This window comes from Janibacter sp. CFPM2_SD2 (assembly GCF_057364645.1).
Window position 1 is genome coordinate 1 of record NZ_JBNFOF010000036.1, and the last position, 19,339, is coordinate 19,339.

General features: G+C 71.5%; 19 protein-coding genes and 1 pseudogene. 9 read left to right on the forward strand and 11 right to left on the reverse strand.

All coding sequences use genetic code 11. The features are described 5' to 3' along the window. Positions 1–248: 248 nt before the first annotated feature. From clpB to AC2W7J_RS05510, 3 genes are all read right to left on the reverse strand, one after another. Complete coding sequence (gene clpB, locus AC2W7J_RS05500) at positions 249–2,822, reverse strand: ATP-dependent chaperone ClpB (protein ID WP_485981708.1); 2,574 nt, start codon at positions 2,820–2,822, stop codon at positions 249–251. 479 nt (positions 2,823–3,301) lie between these two features. Further along, positions 3,302–4,792: an LCP family protein gene (locus AC2W7J_RS05505; RefSeq protein ID WP_485981709.1), complete on the reverse strand. Its 1,491-nt coding sequence runs from the start codon at positions 4,790–4,792 to the stop codon at positions 3,302–3,304. Positions 4,793–4,953: 161 nt separating this feature from the next. Then, positions 4,954–5,220, reverse strand: a complete 267-nt coding sequence (locus tag AC2W7J_RS05510) for a ribonuclease E inhibitor RraB (RefSeq protein ID WP_421008893.1) — start codon at positions 5,218–5,220, stop codon at positions 4,954–4,956. A 63-nt stretch (positions 5,221–5,283) separates the two neighbouring features. Between AC2W7J_RS05510 and AC2W7J_RS05515 the strand changes: the two genes are divergently transcribed. Both AC2W7J_RS05515 and AC2W7J_RS05520 read left to right on the forward strand, forming a co-directional pair. Next, entirely contained in the window at positions 5,284–5,745 is a 462-nt protein-coding gene (locus tag AC2W7J_RS05515; protein WP_421008894.1) for an SRPBCC family protein, read from the forward strand. Between the two features lie 41 nt (positions 5,746–5,786). Further along, a complete protein-coding gene (locus AC2W7J_RS05520; RefSeq protein WP_485981710.1) occupies positions 5,787–6,989 on the forward strand; it encodes a cysteine desulfurase-like protein in 1,203 nt (400 codons plus the stop codon). Between the two features lie 185 nt (positions 6,990–7,174). Here AC2W7J_RS05520 and AC2W7J_RS05525 read toward each other — a convergent pair whose 3' ends face one another. Continuing rightward, positions 7,175–7,753 carry a maleylpyruvate isomerase family mycothiol-dependent enzyme gene (locus tag AC2W7J_RS05525; RefSeq protein ID WP_255184558.1) on the reverse strand — a complete coding sequence of 193 codons (579 nt, stop codon included), beginning with the start codon at positions 7,751–7,753 and terminating at the stop codon, positions 7,175–7,177. A 140-nt stretch (positions 7,754–7,893) separates the two neighbouring features. Here AC2W7J_RS05525 and AC2W7J_RS05530 point away from each other — a divergent pair, with 140 nt between their 5' ends. Further along, positions 7,894–8,733 carry an SGNH/GDSL hydrolase family protein gene (locus tag AC2W7J_RS05530; protein WP_427801581.1) on the forward strand — a complete coding sequence of 280 codons (840 nt, stop codon included), beginning with the start codon at positions 7,894–7,896 and terminating at the stop codon, positions 8,731–8,733. Between the two features lie 91 nt (positions 8,734–8,824). On the opposite strand, the gene AC2W7J_RS05535 is transcribed toward AC2W7J_RS05530, so the two are convergent. The 4 genes and pseudogenes from AC2W7J_RS05535 to dnaK form a co-directional block, all read right to left on the reverse strand. After that, on the reverse strand, positions 8,825–9,262 hold the full coding sequence (locus tag AC2W7J_RS05535; RefSeq protein WP_485981717.1) for a heat shock protein transcriptional repressor HspR: 438 nt from the start codon (positions 9,260–9,262) through the stop codon (positions 8,825–8,827). A gap of 64 nt (positions 9,263–9,326) precedes the next feature. After that, positions 9,327–10,347, reverse strand: a pseudogene (locus AC2W7J_RS05540) (DnaJ C-terminal domain-containing protein). A gap of 24 nt (positions 10,348–10,371) precedes the next feature. Beyond that, positions 10,372–11,049, reverse strand: coding sequence for a nucleotide exchange factor GrpE (locus AC2W7J_RS05545; RefSeq protein ID WP_485981711.1), 678 nt, complete (start codon positions 11,047–11,049; stop codon positions 10,372–10,374). After that, positions 11,046–12,932 (reverse strand): molecular chaperone DnaK, encoded by a 1,887-nt coding sequence (gene dnaK / locus AC2W7J_RS05550; RefSeq protein WP_427801585.1) that lies wholly within the window; start codon positions 12,930–12,932, stop codon positions 11,046–11,048. The genes AC2W7J_RS05545 and dnaK overlap by 4 nt, the downstream gene beginning before the upstream one ends. Before the next feature lie 344 nt (positions 12,933–13,276). On the opposite strand from dnaK, the gene AC2W7J_RS05555 reads away from it, so the two are divergent. After that, positions 13,277–13,633: a hypothetical protein gene (locus AC2W7J_RS05555; protein WP_255184565.1), complete on the forward strand. Its 357-nt coding sequence runs from the start codon at positions 13,277–13,279 to the stop codon at positions 13,631–13,633. A gap of 9 nt (positions 13,634–13,642) precedes the next feature. On the opposite strand, the gene AC2W7J_RS05560 is transcribed toward AC2W7J_RS05555, so the two are convergent. Then, positions 13,643–14,125 (reverse strand): TIGR03086 family metal-binding protein, encoded by a 483-nt coding sequence (locus AC2W7J_RS05560; RefSeq protein ID WP_485981712.1) that lies wholly within the window; start codon positions 14,123–14,125, stop codon positions 13,643–13,645. A 158-nt stretch (positions 14,126–14,283) separates the two neighbouring features. On the opposite strand from AC2W7J_RS05560, the gene AC2W7J_RS05565 reads away from it, so the two are divergent. Next, positions 14,284–14,550, forward strand: a complete 267-nt coding sequence (locus AC2W7J_RS05565) for a type II toxin-antitoxin system Phd/YefM family antitoxin (protein ID WP_485981713.1) — start codon at positions 14,284–14,286, stop codon at positions 14,548–14,550. Then, positions 14,547–14,825, forward strand: coding sequence for a type II toxin-antitoxin system RelE family toxin (locus AC2W7J_RS05570; RefSeq protein WP_485981714.1), 279 nt, complete (start codon positions 14,547–14,549; stop codon positions 14,823–14,825). The genes AC2W7J_RS05565 and AC2W7J_RS05570 overlap by 4 nt, the downstream gene beginning before the upstream one ends. 4 nt (positions 14,826–14,829) lie before the next feature. Here the strand turns inward: AC2W7J_RS05570 and AC2W7J_RS05575 are convergent, their stop codons facing one another. Beyond that, positions 14,830–15,540 (reverse strand): polyamine aminopropyltransferase, encoded by a 711-nt coding sequence (locus AC2W7J_RS05575; protein WP_255184569.1) that lies wholly within the window; start codon positions 15,538–15,540, stop codon positions 14,830–14,832. A gap of 143 nt (positions 15,541–15,683) precedes the next feature. On the opposite strand from AC2W7J_RS05575, the gene AC2W7J_RS05580 reads away from it, so the two are divergent. Further along, positions 15,684–17,006 (forward strand): TrkH family potassium uptake protein, encoded by a 1,323-nt coding sequence (locus AC2W7J_RS05580; protein ID WP_485981715.1) that lies wholly within the window; start codon positions 15,684–15,686, stop codon positions 17,004–17,006. Beyond that, positions 16,999–17,406 (forward strand): potassium channel family protein, encoded by a 408-nt coding sequence (locus AC2W7J_RS05585; RefSeq protein ID WP_255184571.1) that lies wholly within the window; start codon positions 16,999–17,001, stop codon positions 17,404–17,406. The genes AC2W7J_RS05580 and AC2W7J_RS05585 overlap by 8 nt, the downstream gene beginning before the upstream one ends. 116 nt (positions 17,407–17,522) lie before the next feature. Here AC2W7J_RS05585 and AC2W7J_RS05590 read toward each other — a convergent pair whose 3' ends face one another. Then, positions 17,523–18,404 (reverse strand): hypothetical protein, encoded by an 882-nt coding sequence (locus AC2W7J_RS05590; RefSeq protein WP_485981716.1) that lies wholly within the window; start codon positions 18,402–18,404, stop codon positions 17,523–17,525. 178 nt (positions 18,405–18,582) lie between these two features. Between AC2W7J_RS05590 and AC2W7J_RS05595 the strand changes: the two genes are divergently transcribed. Beyond that, positions 18,583–19,206: a papain-like cysteine protease family protein gene (locus AC2W7J_RS05595; protein WP_255184573.1), complete on the forward strand. Its 624-nt coding sequence runs from the start codon at positions 18,583–18,585 to the stop codon at positions 19,204–19,206. The last annotated feature ends 133 nt before the right edge of the window (positions 19,207–19,339 follow it).

The following is a 19,339-nucleotide window of genomic DNA, read 5'->3' on the forward strand; positions in this document are numbered from 1 at the left end:
GCCGGCCCGCTCGGGGCCGTTCCTCGACGAGGGTCACGTGGACCCGGCGGGGGTCGAGGGCGGCGGCGAGGGGCCAGACCGGCGATGCCGCCACCGACGACGAGGACGTGTTCGCGAGCTCGCACGCCCCCAGCCTGCCAGCCGGGAGGCGCCCCCTGCCGACAACCCTGCACAACCCTAGGGTCTTGCAGGGTTGCCTTCCCGCAACTGTGCAAGACCCCAGGGTTCTGCACAGTTGCGGGACCGGTTCAGCGAAGGGAGAGCCCGCCACCCTCCTCGTCGCGGTCGACGACGACGGTCGAGCCGTCGCGCACGTCGCCGGCGAGCAGGGCGGTGGCCAGCCGGTCACCGATCTCGCGCTGCACCAGGCGGCGCAGCGGGCGGGCACCGTAGGCCGGGTCGTAGCCGCTCTCGGCGAGCCACTCGCGGGCGGCCGGGGTGACCTCGAGGTCGATCCGCCGGTCGGCGAGGCGGCCGGCGAGCTCGTGCACCTGCAGCTCGACGATGTGGCCGAGCTCGTCACGGCTCAGCGCATCGAAGATGACGACCTCGTCGAGCCGGTTGAGGAACTCCGGCTTGAAGGCCTGCCGCACGACGCCCATGACCGACTCGCGCCGGGCCTCCCCTTCGAGCAGCGGGTCCGTGAGGAACTGGCTGCCGAGGTTGGAGGTCATCACGAGGATGACGTTGCGGAAGTCGACCGTGCGGCCCTGCCCGTCCGTCAGGCGCCCGTCGTCGAGCACCTGCAGGAGGATGTCGAAGGTCTCCGGGTGCGCCTTCTCCACCTCGTCGAGCAGCACGACGGAGTAGGGACGCCGGCGCACCGCCTCGGTGAGCTGGCCACCCTCCTCGTAGCCGACATAGCCGGGAGGCGCACCGATGAGACGCGCGACCGCGTGCCGCTCGGCGTACTCCGACATGTCGATGCGCACCATCGCGCGCTCGTCGTCGAAGAGGAAGTCGGCCAGCGACTTCGCCAGCTCGGTCTTGCCGACACCCGTCGGGCCGAGGAAGAGGAAGGACCCGGTCGGCCGGTCAGGGTCGGCGATGCCGGCCCGCGAGCGTCGCACCGCGTCGGAGACGGCGCGCACGGCGTCGGTCTGGCCGATGAGCCGCGAGCCGATGATCGACTCCATGCTCAGCAGCTTTTCGCTCTCGCCCTGCAGCAGCCGGCCGGCGGGGATGCCGGTCCAGGCCGAGATGACCTCGGCGATGTCGTCGCTGCCGACGCGGTCCTTGACCATCGGCGAGCCCTCGCTCGACTCGACCTCGGACTCCTGCGCCTGGGCAGCGGCCAGCTCCTGCTCGGCGGCGGGGATGTCGCCGTAGAGCAACTTGGACGCGCCCTCGTAGTCGCCCTCGCGCTGCAGCCGGTCGGCCTGCGTGCGCAGCTCGTCGACGCGCGCCTTGAGGTCACCGACCCGGTTGAGGCCGGACTTCTCCGCCTCCCACCGCGCGGTGAGCGCGGCGAGCTCCTCGGACTTGTCGGCGAGGTCGGCGCGCAGCCGCTCGAGCCGGTCGACGGAGGCTGCGTCCGACTCCTTGGCCAGGTGCAGCTCCTCCATCTTCAGCCGGTCGACGGCACGGCGCAGCTCGTCGATCTCGACCGGGCTGGAGTCGATCTCCATGCGCAGTCGCGACGCTGCCTCGTCGACGAGGTCGATCGCCTTGTCGGGCAGCTGCCGGCCGGTGATGTAGCGGTCGGACAGCGAGGCCGCCGCGACGAGCGCGGTGTCCTCGATCTCGACCTTGTGGTGCGCCTCGTAGCGCTCCTTGAGGCCGCGCAGGATCGCGATCGTGTCCTCGACGCTCGGCTCACCGACGAAGACCTGCTGGAAGCGGCGCTCGAGCGCCGGGTCCTTCTCGATGTGCTCGCGGAACTCGTCGAGCGTCGTCGCACCCACGAGCCGCAGCTCGCCACGGGCGAGCATCGGCTTGAGCATGTTGCCCGCGTCCATGGCGCCCTCGCCGGACGCGCCGGCACCGACGACCGTGTGGAGCTCGTCGATGAAGGTGACGACCTCCCCTTCGCTCGCCTTGATCTCCTCGAGCACCGCCTTGAGCCGCTCCTCGAACTCGCCGCGGTACTTCGCGCCGGCGACCATCGCGCCGAGGTCGAGGCTCACGAGCCGCTTGTCGCGCAGCGACTCGGGCACGTCGCCGTCGACGATGCGCTGGGCCAGCCCCTCGACGACGGCGGTCTTGCCGACGCCGGGCTCGCCGATGAGGACGGGGTTGTTCTTCGTGCGGCGGGAGAGCACCTGGACGACCCGACGGATCTCGGCGTCGCGGCCGATGACCGGGTCGAGCTTGCCGTCGCGCGCCGCCTGGGTGAGGTCGGTGCCGTACTCCGCCAGCGACTCGCCGCCGTCGGCGGGCGTCTCGGAGGTGACCCGGCGGCCGCCGCGCAGCTCGTCGATCTTCGTCTCCATGTCACGGGCGCCGCGCTTCTCGACGGCCGCGAGGTGGCCGGTCTCGGCGAGGGCGAGCAGGAGCAGGTCGAGGGCGAGGTGGGTGTCCCCCTTCGCCCGCATGAGGGTGTCGCCCTGCTGGAGCACGGCGAGCAGGCTGCGTCCGAGCGAAGGGGAGCTCGCCGCACCACTCGTGGTCGGCAGCGCCCGAACGGCCGCGTCGGCCTGCGCGAGGACGTGGCCCGCGCCGGTCCCGGCGGCCTGCAGGAGGGTGTCGCACTGCGGGGTGTCGAGCTGCACGAGGGCGCTCACGAGGTGGTCGGGCGTGACCTCGGGGTGCCCCTCGGTCTGGGCCGAACGCTGGGCCAGGGCGAGCGCCTCGGCCACCTTGGTGGTGGGCTGGAAGTCCATGGGTCTCCTCTACTGCTGGCGGGTGGTCTCTGCTCTGACCAACCTCCCCAGAGTTGAGTCTATTCCGCTCAACTCTGTCGCCGCGCAATTCTATCGCCCCACCCGCTCCCGCCTCCGGACGAAGGGGGACGGCTGTGCCCCACCCCGCTCCCGGCGAGGAGGGTCGGCGCGCTGCCGAAGTCCTTCGTTGTCGTGTGGCCGAGTTGTCGTTCTCGACTTCGGCTTGACGCCACGCCAACCCTCCTCACCGTCCGCTGACCCGGTTGGCGCCACGGCGACGCCCGGGAGCCGCAGGCCGAAGGGGGATGGCTGCGCACATCAAGCCGAAGTCAGGCACGACAACGCGACGCGCCCACGAGTCGAAGGACTTCGGCGGGCGCAGCCGTCCCCCTTCGTCCGGAGGCGCCTGCAGCCGACCGGTCCGCAAAGCCTTGACATCGAGAGAGTGCATTGCCGTTGGGCAATGCAGAGTCTCGGGGTCAGCAGGTGGCGGTGATGTCGCTGAGCTCGTCGCCGTTGGTCGTCGAGGTGGACGAGGGCGCGGTCGTCGAGGTCGACGGGGTGGTCGAGGTCTTCGTCTTGGGCGCCGGGGGCGGCGGGTTGATCGCGTCCTGGACCATCTCGTGGATCTCGACGTAGTCGGGGTTGTTGACGTCGATGTTCTTGTTGGTCAGGGGCAGCGACTTGATCTTGCCGCCGTCCTGGATCCGCAGGACGAGCTCGGACCACGCCTTGAGGTCCTGCTGCGGGATGTCGACCTTGACGTTGTCCTCGAGCGTCTTCGCGAGCTTGGGGTAGCGCACGAGCATCGAGGTCGGGTTCACCTGGTTGAGCAGCGCGCCCACCATGCAGCGCTGGCGGCGCATCCGCGAGAAGTCACCGTCACTCGACTCGGCCCGGGAGCGCGAGTACCAGAGGGCGTGGTAGCCGTCGAGCTTCTGCACGCCCGGCTCGATGTAGCCGGTCGTGCCGACGACGACGCCGCCCTCGATCTTGCAGCCGATGCACACCCGCTCCTTGACGTCGATCGTCACGCCGCCCATCGCGTCGACGAGCTGGGTGAAGCCCTGCAGGTCGATGACGGTGGTGTAGTCGATGTCGAGGCCGAGGATCTGCGAGGCAGCATCCTTCGTGACGGTCAGGCCGGGGTTGTCGTCGCCGGGGAAGAGCTCGGCGTTGTCCCGACCGAGGGTCCAGACGTACTCCATGAGGCACTGGTCGCCGCAGTTGAACCCCTCGGGGTACTGCTCCGACAGCGGGTTGTCCTCGGAGAAGGGGATGTTCTGCAGGTTGCGCGGGATGCCGAAGAGCACGGTCTCGCCGGTCTTCGTGTCGACGCTCGCGACCATGACGGAGTCGGGGCGGATGCCGTCGCGGTCCTCGCCCGCGTCGGAGCCGACGAGCATGACGTTGACCCGGTCGGTGCCGGCCCACGGGTCGTCACCATCGCCCGGCGCGGCCGCGCCGGCGGGGCGCAGCTGGTCGAAGACCGAGCCGATGAGCGAGCGCTGGATGACGGCATAGCGCACCGACTGCGCGGCAGGCGCGAAGATCAGCAGGGCCGCGAGCGCGGCGAAGACGACCATCGCGACCTTCGGCCGGCCGTGGCTGCCCTCGGGCATGTTGTCGCGAGCGGTGACGACGATGCCCCAGATCCACACGAGGGCGCCGACGAGGATGACCGGGATGAGGACCATCAGGGCGCTGCGGCTGACGCCGACGCTGATGACCGAGGAGGTCACCCCCTTCGCCAGACCCCACGCGCAGACGGCGAGGATCGTGAGGAAGAAGCCCGCGACCAGGGCGATGCCGGTGCGGCGCCGGGTGTGGATCAGACCCAGCCCCGGGATGATCGTGCTGGCGGCCGTCAGCGTGTAGAAGCGACGCGTCTGGCGGGCGTTGCGGCGCGAGGCCATGCCACGCTCGCCGAGGGCGCGATGGCGCCCGACGGGCTCACTCCCAGATGCCACGGGGCAACCTCCGGTTGTCGGGGACCCGTGGACTCCGTGGGGCAGGACCGTCCGTGGGCAAGTTCGTCACCGTATCGTGACACAGGGCGGGCGCGTCGCCGAAAATCGTGCGGGATCCTTCTCCCTTCGCCCGGCGCCAGCGCGAAGGGGAGCCGGCAGGATCAGGCGCGCGGCTCCGGGTCGTACCAGCCGTCGTGGTCCTCGGCGAGCTTGGCGAAGCGCTCACGCAGCCCCTTGGCGACCGCCCCGGACTCGTCGGCGACCATCTCCTCGGTGACGTGGACGGCCCACTCGTGGTCCTCGCTGTCGTCCTCACCGGCCAGGGCCTCGCGCACGACGCGGACCTCGGTGAAGCCCTCGTCGCGCAGGTCCTCGGCGATGCGGTCGGCGTCGTCACGGTCGGGGAAGACCATCAGGTGCTCGGACATGGCACCAGCCTGTCACGCCCACGGGGGTGGACATCGGACGGCACGCGTGGTGTCGTCGACGGCATGGCACAAGAGCAGAAGATCACTGTCCAGCGCACCATCGACGCGCCCGCCAAGGACGTCTTCGAGGTGCTCACCAACCCCGAGCGGCACGCCGAGCTCGACGGCTCCGGCTTCGTCCGGTCGGACGAGAAGACCGACCGGATCCAGGCCGTCGGCGACGTCTTCACGATGAACATGTCCGGCGACCACATGGGCGGCGAGTACCAGACGGACAACCACGTCACCGCATACGACCCCCACAAGATGGTCGGCTGGAAGACCGCGCCCGCCGGCACCGAGCCGCCCGGGTGGGAGTGGCTGTGGGAGCTGGAACCGCAGGGTCCCGACAGCACCCTCGTCACCCACACCTACGACTGGAGCAAGGTCACCGACCAGGCCCTGCTCGAGAAGGTCGGCTTCCCACTCGTGCAGGAGTCTCAGCTCGAGGACTCGCTGGCCCGGCTCGCGGCCGCGGTGAGCTGACCCCCTTCCCCGTCGGCGACGTCGGTGGGCATGATCACGACATGTCCGTCGACGTCGCCGCACTCCGCGCCCGCTTCCCCTCCCTTCGCTCCGGCATCGCCCACTTCGACGGGCCGGGCGGCACCCAGACACCCGCCGAGGTCGGCGAGGCGATCGCCGCGACGCTCACCGGACCGCTGTCCAACCGCGGCTCCTCCGTGGCGAGCGAGCGCAACGCCGAAGCGGCCATCGCCGCATTTCGCTCCGCGATGGCTGACCTGCTCGGGGCCTCACCCGACGGGATCGTCTACGGCCGCAGCGCCACCCAGCTCACCTACGACATCTCACGGGCGCTGGCGAAGGGGTGGGGGCCGGGTGACGAGGTCGTCGTCACCGAGCTCGACCACGACTGCAACGTGCGGCCGTGGGTCCAGGCCGCCGAGGCCGTCGGGGCGAGCGTGCGGTGGCTGCGACTCGACCGCGCGACGGCCGAGCTGGACCTCACCGACCTCGACGAGGTCGTCACCGAGCGCACGCGACTCGTCGCGGTGACGGGTGCGTCGAACCTGCTCGGCACTCGTCCGCCGGTGGCCCGCATCGCCGAGCGGGCGCACGCGGTCGGGGCGCTCGTGCACGTCGACGGCGTGCACCTGACGGCGCACGCGCACATCGACGTCGCGGCGCTCGGCGCCGACCTCTTCGTGTGCTCGCCGTACAAGTTCTTCGGTCCGCACTGCGCAGCGCTGGCGGCGGATCCAGCTCTCCTGCACGGCCTCCGGCCCGACAAACTGCTGCCCTCGACCGATGTGGTGCCGGAGCGATTCGAGCTCGGGACGCTGCCCTACGAGATCATGGCCGGCGCCACCGCGGCGGTCGACGTCATCGCGTCACTGGCACCGCAGGGACCGTCACGCCGGGAGCGGCTCGCTGCCGCGCACGACCTCGTCCACGCGCACGAGACCCGGCTGCGCCAGCGGATCGAGGGGGCGCTCGCCGACCTCGGCGACCGGGTCGTGCTCCACTCGCGGGCCGCCGAGCGCACCCCGACGCTCTTCTTCACCCTGCCGGGCGGTGATGCCCGCGCGGTCGCCGCACAGCTCGCCGCCGCGGACGTGCTCGCGCTGGCCGGCACCTTCTACGCGCACGAGCCCTTCCGCGCGCTCGGCCTCGACGTCGACTCCGGGATCCGGGTCGGCGTCGCGCCGTACACCGACGACTCCGACGTCGACCGGCTGCTCACCGGGCTGGGCGAGGCGCTCGCCTGACCCGGGTCGGCCCCCTTCGCCCGCCCGCGACCCCGGCAGCGTTGGCACCACCCGGCGTCGTTGGTGTCACCTGGTTGCCCCTCTCCGGGGGACCAGGTGACATCAACGCCGACAGGCCGCCGGCTGCTCGCCGGTTGGAAGCGGCGCTGCGGCAAGGGGCTTCGAGACGGCCGCGGGCGGCCTCCTCAGCCAGCGTGGGCGCGCGGGTCGCGGCCGGTCAGGCCGATGACCCGGTCCTGACGCGAGGCGTCGGGGCCGACCTCGACGGCGGGGCCGCAGACGCCGGCGCCTCGGATGTGCTCGCCGAAGCCGGCGATCGCCTCCTCGACCTGGTCGAGCTCGCGGTCCGTCAGCTCGACGGGGACGCCCGCGGACGCACCGATGTCCCAGCGGTGGACGAGCAGGTCGAAGCCGTAGAAGCGGTCGAAGGCGGCGCCCACGGTCGTCGGGCCGAAGGGGGTCTCGTAGGGCCGCTCCGCGAGGGTGTCATCGGCGAGCTGGCGGGCGACGCCCTCGGCGTGGGTGCGCCACGCGGTCGCGGGCCCGAGCGCGGCGACGGTCGGGGCCGGGTCGGGCAGGTCGGCGCCCGCCTTGAGCAGGAAGTCGCGCTGCGTGTCGATGAGGTGCTGCACGACGTCGAGGCCCGACCACCCCTCGCACGGGCTGGGGCCGGCGAGGGCCCGCGGGTCGGTGGCGTCGACGAGACGCATGAGCGGGGTGTTCTTGCGGTCGAAGACCGAGGCGGCGTCCTGGGGAAGTGGCATGGAGCACAGCCTGCCAGCGCCCTCCGACAACGGCCACGGCCCTCCCTTCGTCCTGCGGGTGAACTCCCGGCGGCGAGATGGCGAAGGGAGCCCCGCTCCCCTTGATCAGGGGCGGACCGCCCCGCAAGCATGACCACGACATGAGTGGGCTCTTCGTCGCGGTCGGCGACTCCTTCACCGAGGGCGTGGGCGACCCGCACGTCCACTATCCCAACCAGGTGCGGGGCTGGGCGGACCGGTTCGCACGTCAGCTCGGCCGGGCCGACCCCGCGTGGCGCTATGCCAACCTCGCGATCCGCAGCAAGTTCCTCGACCAGGTCGTCGCCGACCAGCTCGACCTCGCGATCGCCATGCGGCCGACGCACATCTCCTTCGCTGCCGGGGGCAACGACCTGCTCTCGCTGCGTGCCGACGTCGACGGCATCGCGACCCGCTACGAGGCCGCGCTGCGGCGGCTCGTCGACACTGGCGCCGAGATCGTCGTCTTCACGACCTTCGTCCCGCAGGCCTCCGGCCTGCTCAAGCCGCTCGTGCGGCGGGTCGAGGCCTTCAACTCCGCGATCCGCGACCTCGCGGCGACGCACGACGCGACGCTCGTCGACCAGGCGAGGATGGGTGAGTACGACCAGCGGGCGCTGTGGGCCATGGACCGGATCCACATGTCGCGGCCGGGTCACAAGCGCATGGCGGCGGCCGTCGCGGAGCGGATCGGGGTGCGGCACACGCTCAAGCTGAGCAACTTCGTGCCCAACGAGCCCTCGGGCTGGCGCGCGGCGATCGAGGCGGAGGCGAGGTTCGTCCGTGGCGAGGTCGTTCCGCTCGTGCGCCGCCGCCTGCGCGGGGAGTACGAAGGGGACACCACGCGCCCCAAGTGGCCGGACCCGATCCACCCGGCCGACGGCCTCAAGCGGCTGGCCGCCGAGCAGGCCGCCGTCGAGCGGCGCCTGAAGGCGTGGGGCGAGGCGCTCGAGCAGGTCTGAAACCCGCGCCCAAACTCTGCACGACCCTAGGGTTTTGCAGAGTTAGGGAGCCGGAACTCTGCAAACCCTAGGGTTGTGCGGAGTTGTCAGGTCAGGCGCGGCCGTGCGGCTGCCAGACGACGAGCGCCTGCCCGCCGGTCTGCTGCCGCGGGCGCTGCCCGTGACGCAGGGCGACGATGTCACCCTGCGAGCCGACGGCGAAGAAGCGCCGGCCCTGCCCGAGCTGCTCACGCGCGGTGTCGAGCTCGTCGTCGAGCTCGGCGACCCGGGCGCGCAGCGCCTCGACCTGGTGCTCGAGGTCGAAGATGCGCTGGATCGCGCCGAGCGAGACGCCCTCCTCCTGGGAGAGGCGCTGCACCTCGCGCAGCCGGGTGACGTCGGCGGCGCTGTAGCGCCGGCCGCCGCCCCGGGTGCGCGAGGGGGTGACGAGCCCGATCCGGTCGTACTGGCGCAGCGTCTGCGCGTGCATGCCGGCGAGCTCGGCGGCGACGGAGATGACGAAGACGGGCGTGCGGTCGTCACCACTCATGCCGGAGATCCGTGCCAACGTGCCCACCTCCCTTCGTCATCGGTGCGTCACCAGTGTGTCGCGGTCAGGCGCTCGCGTCGGCGACCAGCGCGGCGCGCGGGTCGTCGGTGCGGGCATCGCGCAGGACCTCGACGGCCTCGCGCTCGGCGTCGCTGAGCTCGGTCGGCACGATGATCTGGACCTTGGCGAGCAGATCGCCGGTGGCCCCCTTCGTCGCGATGCCGCGTCCCTTGAGCCGCAGGACGCGGCCGCTCGGGGTCCCCGGCGCGATCCTGACCTTGACCTGCGACCCGTCGAGGGTCGGCACGGCGACCGTGGCACCGAGGGCGGCCTCGGCGAAGGTCACCGGCAGGTCGAGGGTCAGGTTGTCGCCGTCGCGGCCGTAGACCGGGTGCTTGCCCACCGACACGGTGAGGATGAGGTCACCGCGGGGCCCGCCCTGGTCGCCGTGACCTCCCTTGCCGCGCAGGCGGATCTTCTGGCCGTCCTTGACGCCGGCAGGGATCTTGGCGTTGACCTTCTCGCCGTTGACGGTCAGGGCGATGGTGCGCCCCTCGACCGCGTCGCGGAAGGACAGCTCGGTGCGGGCGGTGAGGTCCTGGCCCTTGACCGGGCCCCGCGGGGCGCGGAAGCCCGCACCCTGCCCGCCGAAGCCGGCGCCGCCGCCCCCGCCGAACATCGACAGGATGTCCTCGAGGTCGGCTCGCCGCCCCACCCCGGCCGAAGGGGGAGCCGCCGCCGGTGCTGTAGCGCATCCGCGAGCCGCCCCCTCCCCCGCCGAAGGCGGAGAAGATGTCCTCGAAGCCCGCGCCCCCGCCCGGGCCGCCGGCGGTGAATCGCGCACCGCCGCCGGCCATCGAGCGGATGGCGTCATACTCCTGCCGCTCCTTGGGGTCGGAGAGCACGGCGTGCGCCTCACCGACGTCCTTGAACTTCTGCTCGGCGGCGTCGTCCCCGGCATTGCGGTCGGGGTGGTACTGCTTGGCGAGCTTGCGGTAGGCCTTCTTGATCTCCGCGGTGTCAGCGTCCTTGGCGACGCCGAGGACCGCGTAGAAGTCCTTGTCCAACCAGTCCTGACTGGCCATGTCTCCTCCTCTCGGGTGGTGGGGTTACGACGGGTCGGCGACCGCGACGCGGGCGGCGCGCAGGACGCGCTCGCCGGCGCGGTAGCCGGGCTGGAGCACGGTGACGACCGTCGTGGCCGTCGCGTCGCTCGGCAGCTCCGGGTCGGACGCGTCCCAGGCGCCGTGCATGAGGGCCTCGTGCACGTTGGGGTCGAAGACCTCGCCCTTGACGCCCACGCGCTCCAGCCCCTGCTTGGTGAGGACCTGCTCGAGCTTGTCGGCGATCGCGCGGAAGGGGCTGCCCTCCGGCAGGTCGCCGTGCTGCTCGGCGAGGTGGATCTCGTCGAGGACCGGCAGGAGCGACTCGAGCACGTCGTGGGCGGCGCGGGTCTTGTGCACCGGGAGGTCCCGGTCGACGCGCCGCTTGTAGTTGACGTACTCGGCCTGCAGGCGCAGGTAGTCGTCCTGGAGCTGGTCGGCGCGGGCCGTGTCGGGGTGGACCTCGGCGTCGCCGGCGGCCTCCCCTTCGCCAGGGGCCTGAGCGGCCCCGTCGGCGTCGGTGGCCCCGTCGGCCGGGGCGGCCGACTCGGGCGCAGCGTCGGCTGCGTCCTCGTCGACCACCTCGGCCTCGACGACCTGCTCCTCGGCCCCCTGGTCGGTGGCCGGCTGCGCCTGGGCGTCAGCGGTCACCTCGGGGTCGATCGGCTGGTTGGGGTCGGTCACTTCTTCTCCTCGTCGTCGTCGACGACCTCGGCGTCGACGATGTCGTCGTCACCCTCGGGGGCGGGCTGCTCGGCACCGGCGTCACCGCCGGGGGCCGCGCCCTCGCCCTGCTCCGCGGACGCCGCGTAGAGGGCAGCGCCCATCTTCTGCGACTCCTCGTTGAGGGTGTCGACCTTCTTGGTCAGCTCCTCGGCGCTCACGCCGGACTCCGGCTTGAGGGCCTCCTTGAGGTCGGCGAGGGCGTCGTCGACGGGCTTGCGCTGCTCGTCGGTCAGCTTGTCACCGGACTCGGAGAGGAACTTGTCCGTGGAGTAGACGAGGTTCTCCGCGTTGTTGCGGGCCTCGGTCTCCTCGCGGCGGGCCTTGTCCTCGTCGGCGTGCGCCTCGGCCTCCTTGACCATGCGCTCGATCTCCTCCTTCGACAGCGCGGAGCCGCCGGAGATGGTGATCTTCTGCTCCTGGCCGGTGCCCCGGTCCTTCGCCGTCACGTGGACGATGCCGTTGGCGTCGATGTCGAAGGTGACCTCGACCTGCGGCACGCCGCGCGGCGCCGGCGCGATGCCGGAGAGCTCGAAGGTGCCGAGGTTCTTGTTCTGCTGCGCGATCTCGCGCTCACCCTGGAAGACCTGGATCAGCACGGAGGGCTGGTTGTCCTCGGCGGTGGAGAAGACCTCGGAGCGCTTCGTCGGGATGGCGGTGTTGCGCTCGATGAGCTTGGTGAAGAGGCCACCCTTCGTCTCGATGCCGAGGGAGAGCGGCGTGACGTCGATGAGCAGGACGTCCTTGCGCTCGCCCTTGAGGACACCGGCCTGCAGGGCCGCGCCGAGCGCGACGACCTCGTCCGGGTTGACGCCCTTGTTGGGCTCCTTGCCGCCGGTGAGCTCCTTGACGAGCGAGCTGACGGCCGGCATGCGGGTGGAACCACCGACGAGGACCACGTGGTCGATGTCGGAGAGCTGGACGCCCGCGTCCTTGATGACGTTCTCGAAGGGGGTCTTGGTCCGGTCGAGCAGGTCCTTGGTCATCTGCTCGAAGTTCGCGCGGGAGAGCGACTCGTCGAGGTGGATGGGGCCGTTCTCGCCCATCGACAGGTACTGCAGGTTGATCGACGTGGTCGACGAGGAGGAGAGCTCCTTCTTCGCCTGCTCCGCCGCGTCGCGCAGACGCTGCATGGCGATCTTGTCGCCGGAGAGGTCGACGCCCGTGTTGTTCTTGACCTGGGTCAGCAGGTGCTTGACGATCCGCTCGTCCCAGTCGTCACCACCGAGCTGGTTGTCACCGGAGGTCGCGCGGACCTGGATGGTGGAGAAGCCGTCCTCGGGGTCCTTGCCGACCTCGAGCAGGGAGACGTCGAAGGTGCCGCCACCGAGGTCGAAGACGAGGATGAGCTCGTCCTCCTTGCCCTTGTCGAGGCCGTAGGCCAGGGCGGCCGCGGTGGGCTCGTTGACGATGCGCAGGACGTTGAGGCCCGCGATCTCGCCGGCCTCCTTGGTGGCCTGGCGCTCGGCGTCGTCGAAGTAGGCGGGGACGGTGATGACCGCGTCGGTGACGTCCTCACCGAGGTAGGACTCGGCGTCGCGCTTGAGCTTCTGCAGCGTGCGGGCGCTGATCTCCTGGGCGGTGTACTTCTTGCCGTCGATGTCCTCGGTCGTCCAGTCGGTGCCCATGTGGCGCTTGACGGAGCGGAGGGTGCGGTCGGCGTTGGTGACCGCCTGACGCTTGGCGATGTCGCCGACGAGGACCTCGCCGCCCTTGGAGAAGGCGACGACGGACGGGGTGGTGCGACCGCCCTCGGCGTTCGCGATGATCGTGGGCTCGCCACCCTCGAGGACGGCGACGGCAGAGTTGGTGGTTCCGAGGTCGATGCCAACGGCACGGGCCATGAGGCGCTCCTTTGTTCGGGTGGTCGAGGTGGTCACCCCGACGCGAGTTGAGTTGCTGTCGCTCAACTTAGGAGCCAGTCCGCGACCTGCGCAAATCCGTGGCCCAAAAGTTGAGTTCACTCGACTCAACTACGAGCGAAGAGGGTTCATTCCCACCCCGCCCGCATCGCCCTTCGTGCCTGAGAGGGCCCGTCTGGCCGGGAAGTCCTGATCTGGCCACGTCCGGTTGTCCCGGTCATCCGCAGCCTTCCCGGCCAGGCCCCTGCCCCGATCCCTGAGTGGGTCCCGCGTTCCGCGTGGGCGGGCGCCCCGCGCCCGTCCCGAAGGGACGCCACACTGTGACGATGACGAGCTACCTGTCCATCGCCTCGCGCAACTCGGTCCTGTCGATCGGCTCCGACGCATCGGTCCTCTCGGTGGGCAGCGTCGGCTCGGCGCTCTCGATCGGGAGCATCGGGTCCTTCTGCTCCTTCCTCTCGGCCGGCTCGTCGATGTCGATCGGCTCCCTGCTGTCGTGGCAGAGCCTGGGGTCGGCGCTGTCGGCGCAGAGCACCGCGTCGATGCTCTCGAGCCAGTCGACGCAGGCGATGCGGTCCCGGTGCGACGAGCGGCTCCCGGCCCGCCGGGTGCCGGCCCTCGTCGCCAGCGCCCTGCTCGTGTGTGGAGCCGGCTACGCCCTCGCTCGGCGACTCGGGGCCTGACCGAGTCCTTCAGGCCACCCACGCGGGGTCGCGACCGGCGAGGCCCAGGACCCGGTCGAGCTGCGAGGAGCCCTGCGGCACAGCGACCCTCGGCCCGAAGAGCCCCTGCCGCGCCTCGGGCTCGTCGAGGATCTGGGCGCAGAAGCCCTCGGCCGCGTCCAGCGCCGCGGGGTCGGGCTCGAAGGCCTGCCCCGTCCCCTTCGCCAGGTCCCAGGCGTGCAGGACGAGCTCGTCGAGCGCGACGGCGCCGGCCACGTCACCGGGCATGTCGAGCCCGCCCGCCCGGGTCATGCCCTCCCACGCGGCCGGGTCCTGCCAGGCCGAGGCCAGCTCCGCCAGACGAAGGGGGATCACCTCGCGCCAGTCGTCCGGCAGCGCGGAGGCGGCCGGGTCCGGCGGGGACGATGCGGCGAGGGACTCCCCCTTCGTCGCGGCATCACGGAAGGCGCCGGCGAGGTCGTGGACGTGACCGAGGACCTGCGCCACCGTCATGCCGATCGGGGGCGGCGTCGAGCTGGTCGTCGCGTGTGCCGGTGACGAGGTCGGTCATGGCGCGGGTCGACGGGCAGAGGTCGATGAGGTCGCTCATGAGCCCACCCTCCTCCGACCACGCCCTTGCCGCCACACCTCGAGCGGGCCACATTGTGTGCATGAGCATCGAGCCCCTCCACGAGGTCCTCAGCCACTTCAGTGACGTGGTGGACCGTGTCGAGCGCGGGCACGAGCGGGTGACGGTGACCCGCAACGGTCGCGCGGTCGCCGTCCTCATCAGCCCCGACGACCTGTCCGAGCTCGAGGAGACCCTCGCTGCCCTCAGTGACGCGGACGCGTTGGCGGACATCCGCGAGGCGGACGCGGCCTACCGCAGCGGCGACGTCGTGCGCGGCGTCGAGGCGGTCCGCGCGCTGCGCCCATGAGCGATGCGACCTACGAGCTGGTCGTCGCACCACCTGCGGCACGTGCCATCCGCGACGACCTGCCCGAGAGCGCCGCGGCCGCCGTCATCGAGTTCATCACCGGCGCCCTGATCGCCCACCCCCGGCGGGTGGGGAATCCGCTCCGCGCGGACCTGGCCGGCATCCACTCCGCACGACGTGGCACCTATCGGGTCCTGTACCGGATCAACGACTCGGCTCAGGAGGTCCTCGTCCTGCGGATCGACCACCGCCGGGACGTCTACCGACCCGGCTGACGACTCAGACCGCGACGTAGACGGTGTTGCTCGACTGCCCGCCGGTGAGGAAGTTGTCGAAGGCGACGACGTGCGCCTCGACCTCGTCGAAGACCTGCTCGAGCAGCGCGCAGAAGTCGGCGTCCGGCGGGTCGTCGGACCACATGGCGAAGACGCCGCCCGGACGCAGGTGCGCCCGCAGCCGCCGCAGACCCTCGACGGAGTAGAAGGGGGCGTGGTCGGGGTGGAGCAGGTGGTGCGGCGTGTGGTCGATGTCGAGGAGCACGGCGTCGTGCAGCCGGCCGGGCTCGTTCGGGTCGAAGCCCTGCTCGGACGCCGCGAGCTCGAAGAAGTTGCCGAGGAGCAGGCGAGTGCGCTCGTCGCGCACGACGGCGGGCGCGTCCGGCAGCAGCTCGCGCTCGTGCCAGTCGATGACCTCGGGCATGGCGTCGACGACGAGCACCGAGCGCACTCGCGGGTCCTCCAACGCCGCCTTGGCGGTGCACCCCAGGCCCAGGCCGCCGACGACGACGTCGAGCTGGTCCTCCCCCTTCGCCCTGGCCAGACCGAGGCGGGCCAGCTCGATCTCGGCGACCGTGAAGAGGCTCGACATGAGGAACTCGTCGCCGAGCTTGACCTCGTAGACGTCGACCTTGAGCGTCGGCTCGATCCGCCGGCGCAGGCTGATCTCACCCCTGGGGGTCTCGCTCCAGGCGAGCTCTTCGAAGCGGCGCATCCGCCCAGTCTGCCCTGACGCCCTTCGAGACGGTCGCTGCGCGACGTCCTCATGGACCGGGAGAGCGACGTCTGCGCCGAGGAGGAGTAGCGTCCTGCGGCGTGGGTCAGGACGCGCCGAGCGCACATCTGCTGAACCGTCTCGTGGCGAACCCGGCCCGCACGGTCATGCTGGGCTTCGCGGCGACGATCGCGCTCGGCACGCTCGTGCTCATGACCCCCTTCGCGGCCGAGAGCCGGGAGTCGACCGACGCGCTGACCGCACTCTTCACCGCCACCTCGGCCACCTGCGTCACCGGGCTCGTCACGGTCGACACCGGCGGCCACTGGTCGACCTTCGGCGAGCTCGTCATCCTCGCGCTCATCCAGATCGGCGGACTCGGCGTCATGTCCGTGGCGACCCTGCTCGTCATGCTCATCGGACGCCGACTCAGCGCTCCCGCAGGGGTGCTCACCGGGGCGGAGGCCCGCTCGCTCACCCAGCGCACGCCCGGCCAGGTGCTCGTCGGCGTGCTGCGCTTCACCCTCGCCGTCGAGCTCGTGTCCGCCGTGGTCCTCGCCGTCCGGCTGCGGATCGCCTACCACGACGGATGGGGCGAGGCGATCTACTCGGGCGTCTTCCACTCCGTCTCTGCCTTCAACAACGCCGGCTTCGGCCTGCTGCCGGACAGCGCGGTCCAGTGGGCGCAGGACCCGTGGATGTGCCTGCCGCTCATGATCTCCGTGATGGTCGGCGGTCTCGGCTTCCCCGTCTGGTGGGAGCTCTTCAAGCACTGGCGCGAGCCCTATCGCCGGTGGACGATCCACGCGACGATCACCATCTGGGGCTCGGTCGTGCTGTGGGTCGTCGGCACCCTGCTCTTCGCCGTCGTCGAGTGGGACAACGAGCGCACCCTCGGCCCGATGGGCACGGGCGGCAAGATCCTCGCCGCCGCCTTCCAGTCCGTCGTCGCCCGCACCGCTGGCTTCAACAGCGTCGACATCGGGGCCGTGCGCCAGGAGAGCCTGCTCCTGCTCGACGGTCTGATGTTCGTCGGCGGCGGCAGCGCCGGCACCGCCGGCGGCATCAAGGTCGCGACCTTCGCCATCCTCGGCTTCGTCATCTGGGCCGAGCTGCGCGGCGAGCCGACCGTGCGCGTGCTCACCCGCCGCCTCTCCCCCGCCAACCTGCGCCAGGCGCTCACCGTCGCCCTGCTCGGCACCGGCCTCGTCGCCGCCTCGACCGGCGCGCTGCTCGTCCTCACCCCCTTCCGCCTCGACGTCGTGCTCTTCGAGGCGATCTCGGCCTTCGGCACCGTCGGGATGTCCACCGGCATCACCGCTGACATCCCGCCGGCCGGGCAGCTGATCCTCGTGGCGATGATGTTCCTCGGCCGGCTCGGGCCGATCACCCTCGGCGCCGCCCTGGCGCTGCGCAACCGACCTCGGCGCTTCGAGGTCCCGGAGGAGAGGATCCTCGTTGGCTAGGTACGACGTCGCCGTCATCGGGCTCGGCCGGTTCGGCTCCGCCCTCGCCCTGCGTCTCGTCGAGGAGGGGCGCGAGGTCCTCGGCGTCGACGTCGACGAGGCCGCGGTCGACGCCCTCGCCGACCGGATCGACCACCTCGCGATCGCCGAGGCCCGCGACGAGGAGACCCTGCGGCAGCTCGACATCCGCCCCGACACCCTCGTCGTCCTCGGCATGACCCACGTCGCCGCCTCGCTCATGACCGCCACCGCGCTCAACGAGCTCGGCGTCCGCGAGATCTGGGCCAAGGCCGGCTCGCGTCAGCACGTCGAGGCCCTCACCCGCCTCGGGGTCAGCCGGATCATCCAGCCCGAGCACGAGGCCGGCCTGGCCATGGCGAGCGAGATCCTCCACCGCTGACACCCCTCCCCCTTCGCATCTCCTTGAGGAGATACGAAGGGGGTCTGCATTGCCGTTGGGCAATGCGCACCACGGCGTGCATTGCCGTTGGGCAATGCGAAGGGGGTGGGGCGGGGCTAGCCGGCGAACTCCCACCGGATCCCGTGGACGCCGACCGCGGCGTCGTGCTGGGCGAGGTGCACCCGGTCGCCGTGCTCGAGGGCCAGCTCGTGCGAGCGCAGGTCGGGGCCGTCGGCGTGGGCCCGGTGGAAGGCGTCGACCCGCGTCGGCAGCTGGGCCCGGTCGAAGGAGACCTCGGTGACCAAGAGCGCGGTCTCCTGGGCCGACCAGCGGTAGTAGCCCTCGGAGACAAGGGAGTTGGCGTCGTCGATCTGCACGTCGTAGACGACGGTGTCCCCCGGCGCGAGCCACCGGTCGAAGTGGATCTCGACGGCGACCACCTCCGCCTCGCGGTCGCGCAGCACCCGCCCCAGCCGGCACCCACCGAGCGCGCTCACCGTCACCAGGTCGACGTCGCCACCGGTCTCGACGCCGTGCGCGACGACGTGGCGGTCGGTCCCGGAGACCGCGCGCATCGTCATCGTCGTGCGCCGCTGGACCATCGCCCCCTTCGCGTCGATCTGCAGGCGGTCGTGGGCACCGAGCGGGACGAGGGCCCGGCGGCGCGACGGGTCGAGCTGCTCGACGAGCCGGCCGAAGGCCTCGTCGTAGGAGACGACCGGGGCGCACGACGCGCGGCCCGCCGACGCGTCCTCGTCGAGCAGGGCCCGCAGGCGTGCCCGCCGGCACCCGCCAGCACCCCGCTCGAGCTCGTCGACGACGGCGAAGGAGCGGGGGGAGGCGGGCACCCTTCGCCCGTGCTGCCACTGGCTCAGCGTGCTCAGCGCGACCGGGTGCCCGGCGGCGCCGAGGTGCGCCTGCACCCGCCCGAGCGACAGGCCGCGGTTGGCCACCGCGACACGCAGGGCCTCACCGAATGCGACTCGACCACTCTCCACGTCGTCTCCTCTGACCGTGAATCTTCACGCCACGGGGGCGTGCCTCCCGCGGGGCCTCGGGAGCCTTGCCCGTGAAGGGATTTCACACCGTCACGGGCGGTGACGCTCGCCCTGCCGAGGGGCCCCGCCGTCCCTAGTGTTGCGGCACTCGCCACGCATTTCTCCCCGAGGAGGACCCGTGCACCGCCCCCGCCACACCCTCGCGGCACCGCTCGCCACGCTGAGCGCCGCCGCCGTCGCCCTCTCCATGACCGCCGCGGCCACCCCGGCCTCGGCCCTGACCGCCGCTCCATCGGCCACCGGACCCATCCACTACGACGACGGCGCGGTCGCCCTGCCGATCAGCCCTCAGGCCCAGGAGCAGTCCAACTGGTGCTGGGCCGCGACCGGCGGCACGATCGCCGCCTACGCCGGGCGCTCGGTCAACCAGAACACCTTCTGCAACCTCGCCTTCGGCCGCTCGACCGGCACCCAGTGCCCCAACTCGCAGGCCACCCTGGCCAACGACCAGCAGGCCTTCTCCGCCCTCGGGATCCGCCCCGGCAGCTACATCAACGGGCGCCTGAGCTACTCCGGCATCTCGTCGGAGATCCAGGGCAACCGCCCCGTCCTCACGCGCATCCAGTGGAGCTCCGGCGGCGGCCACATGATGGTCATCAGCGGTTATCGCCCGAGCGACTCGACGATCGAGTGGTACGACCCGTGGCCGAGCAGCCAGCGGCTCAACGTCGGCGCGTACTCCTACTACCTCGACAACTGGAACTTCTCGTGGACGCACTCGCTCTCCCGGATCGGAGCCTGACGATGACCCCCTTCGTCCGCCTGATGACCGCCGGCGCCGCTGCAGGCGTCCTCCTCACCCTCGGGGTCCCGGCCGCGCACGCCGACGGCTCCGAGCCCACCCCCCTGCGCGCCGCGGACCGAGCGGCCGCGAC

What these genes read in the sequence shown, in the direction of transcription:
- clpB (WP_485981708.1), bottom strand. Translation starts at nt 2,822, where the DNA reads ATGGACTTCCAGCCCACCACCAAGGTGGCCGAGGCGCTCGCCCTGGCC.
- AC2W7J_RS05510 (WP_421008893.1), bottom strand. Translation starts at nt 5,220, where the DNA reads ATGTCCGAGCACCTGATGGTCTTCCCCGACCGTGACGACGCCGACCGC.
- AC2W7J_RS05515 (WP_421008894.1), top strand. Translation starts at nt 5,284, where the DNA reads ATGGCACAAGAGCAGAAGATCACTGTCCAGCGCACCATCGACGCGCCC.
- AC2W7J_RS05520 (WP_485981710.1), top strand. Translation starts at nt 5,787, where the DNA reads ATGTCCGTCGACGTCGCCGCACTCCGCGCCCGCTTCCCCTCCCTTCGC.
- AC2W7J_RS05525 (WP_255184558.1), bottom strand. Translation starts at nt 7,753, where the DNA reads ATGCCACTTCCCCAGGACGCCGCCTCGGTCTTCGACCGCAAGAACACC.
- AC2W7J_RS05530 (WP_427801581.1), top strand. Translation starts at nt 7,894, where the DNA reads ATGAGTGGGCTCTTCGTCGCGGTCGGCGACTCCTTCACCGAGGGCGTG.
- AC2W7J_RS05535 (WP_485981717.1), bottom strand. Translation starts at nt 9,262, where the DNA reads ATGAGTGGTGACGACCGCACGCCCGTCTTCGTCATCTCCGTCGCCGCC.
- dnaK (WP_427801585.1), bottom strand. Translation starts at nt 12,932, where the DNA reads ATGGCCCGTGCCGTTGGCATCGACCTCGGAACCACCAACTCTGCCGTC.
- AC2W7J_RS05555 (WP_255184565.1), top strand. Translation starts at nt 13,277, where the DNA reads ATGACGAGCTACCTGTCCATCGCCTCGCGCAACTCGGTCCTGTCGATC.
- AC2W7J_RS05560 (WP_485981712.1), bottom strand. Translation starts at nt 14,125, where the DNA reads ATGACGGTGGCGCAGGTCCTCGGTCACGTCCACGACCTCGCCGGCGCC.
- AC2W7J_RS05565 (WP_485981713.1), top strand. Translation starts at nt 14,284, where the DNA reads ATGAGCATCGAGCCCCTCCACGAGGTCCTCAGCCACTTCAGTGACGTG.
- AC2W7J_RS05570 (WP_485981714.1), top strand. Translation starts at nt 14,547, where the DNA reads ATGAGCGATGCGACCTACGAGCTGGTCGTCGCACCACCTGCGGCACGT.
- AC2W7J_RS05575 (WP_255184569.1), bottom strand. Translation starts at nt 15,540, where the DNA reads ATGCGCCGCTTCGAAGAGCTCGCCTGGAGCGAGACCCCCAGGGGTGAG.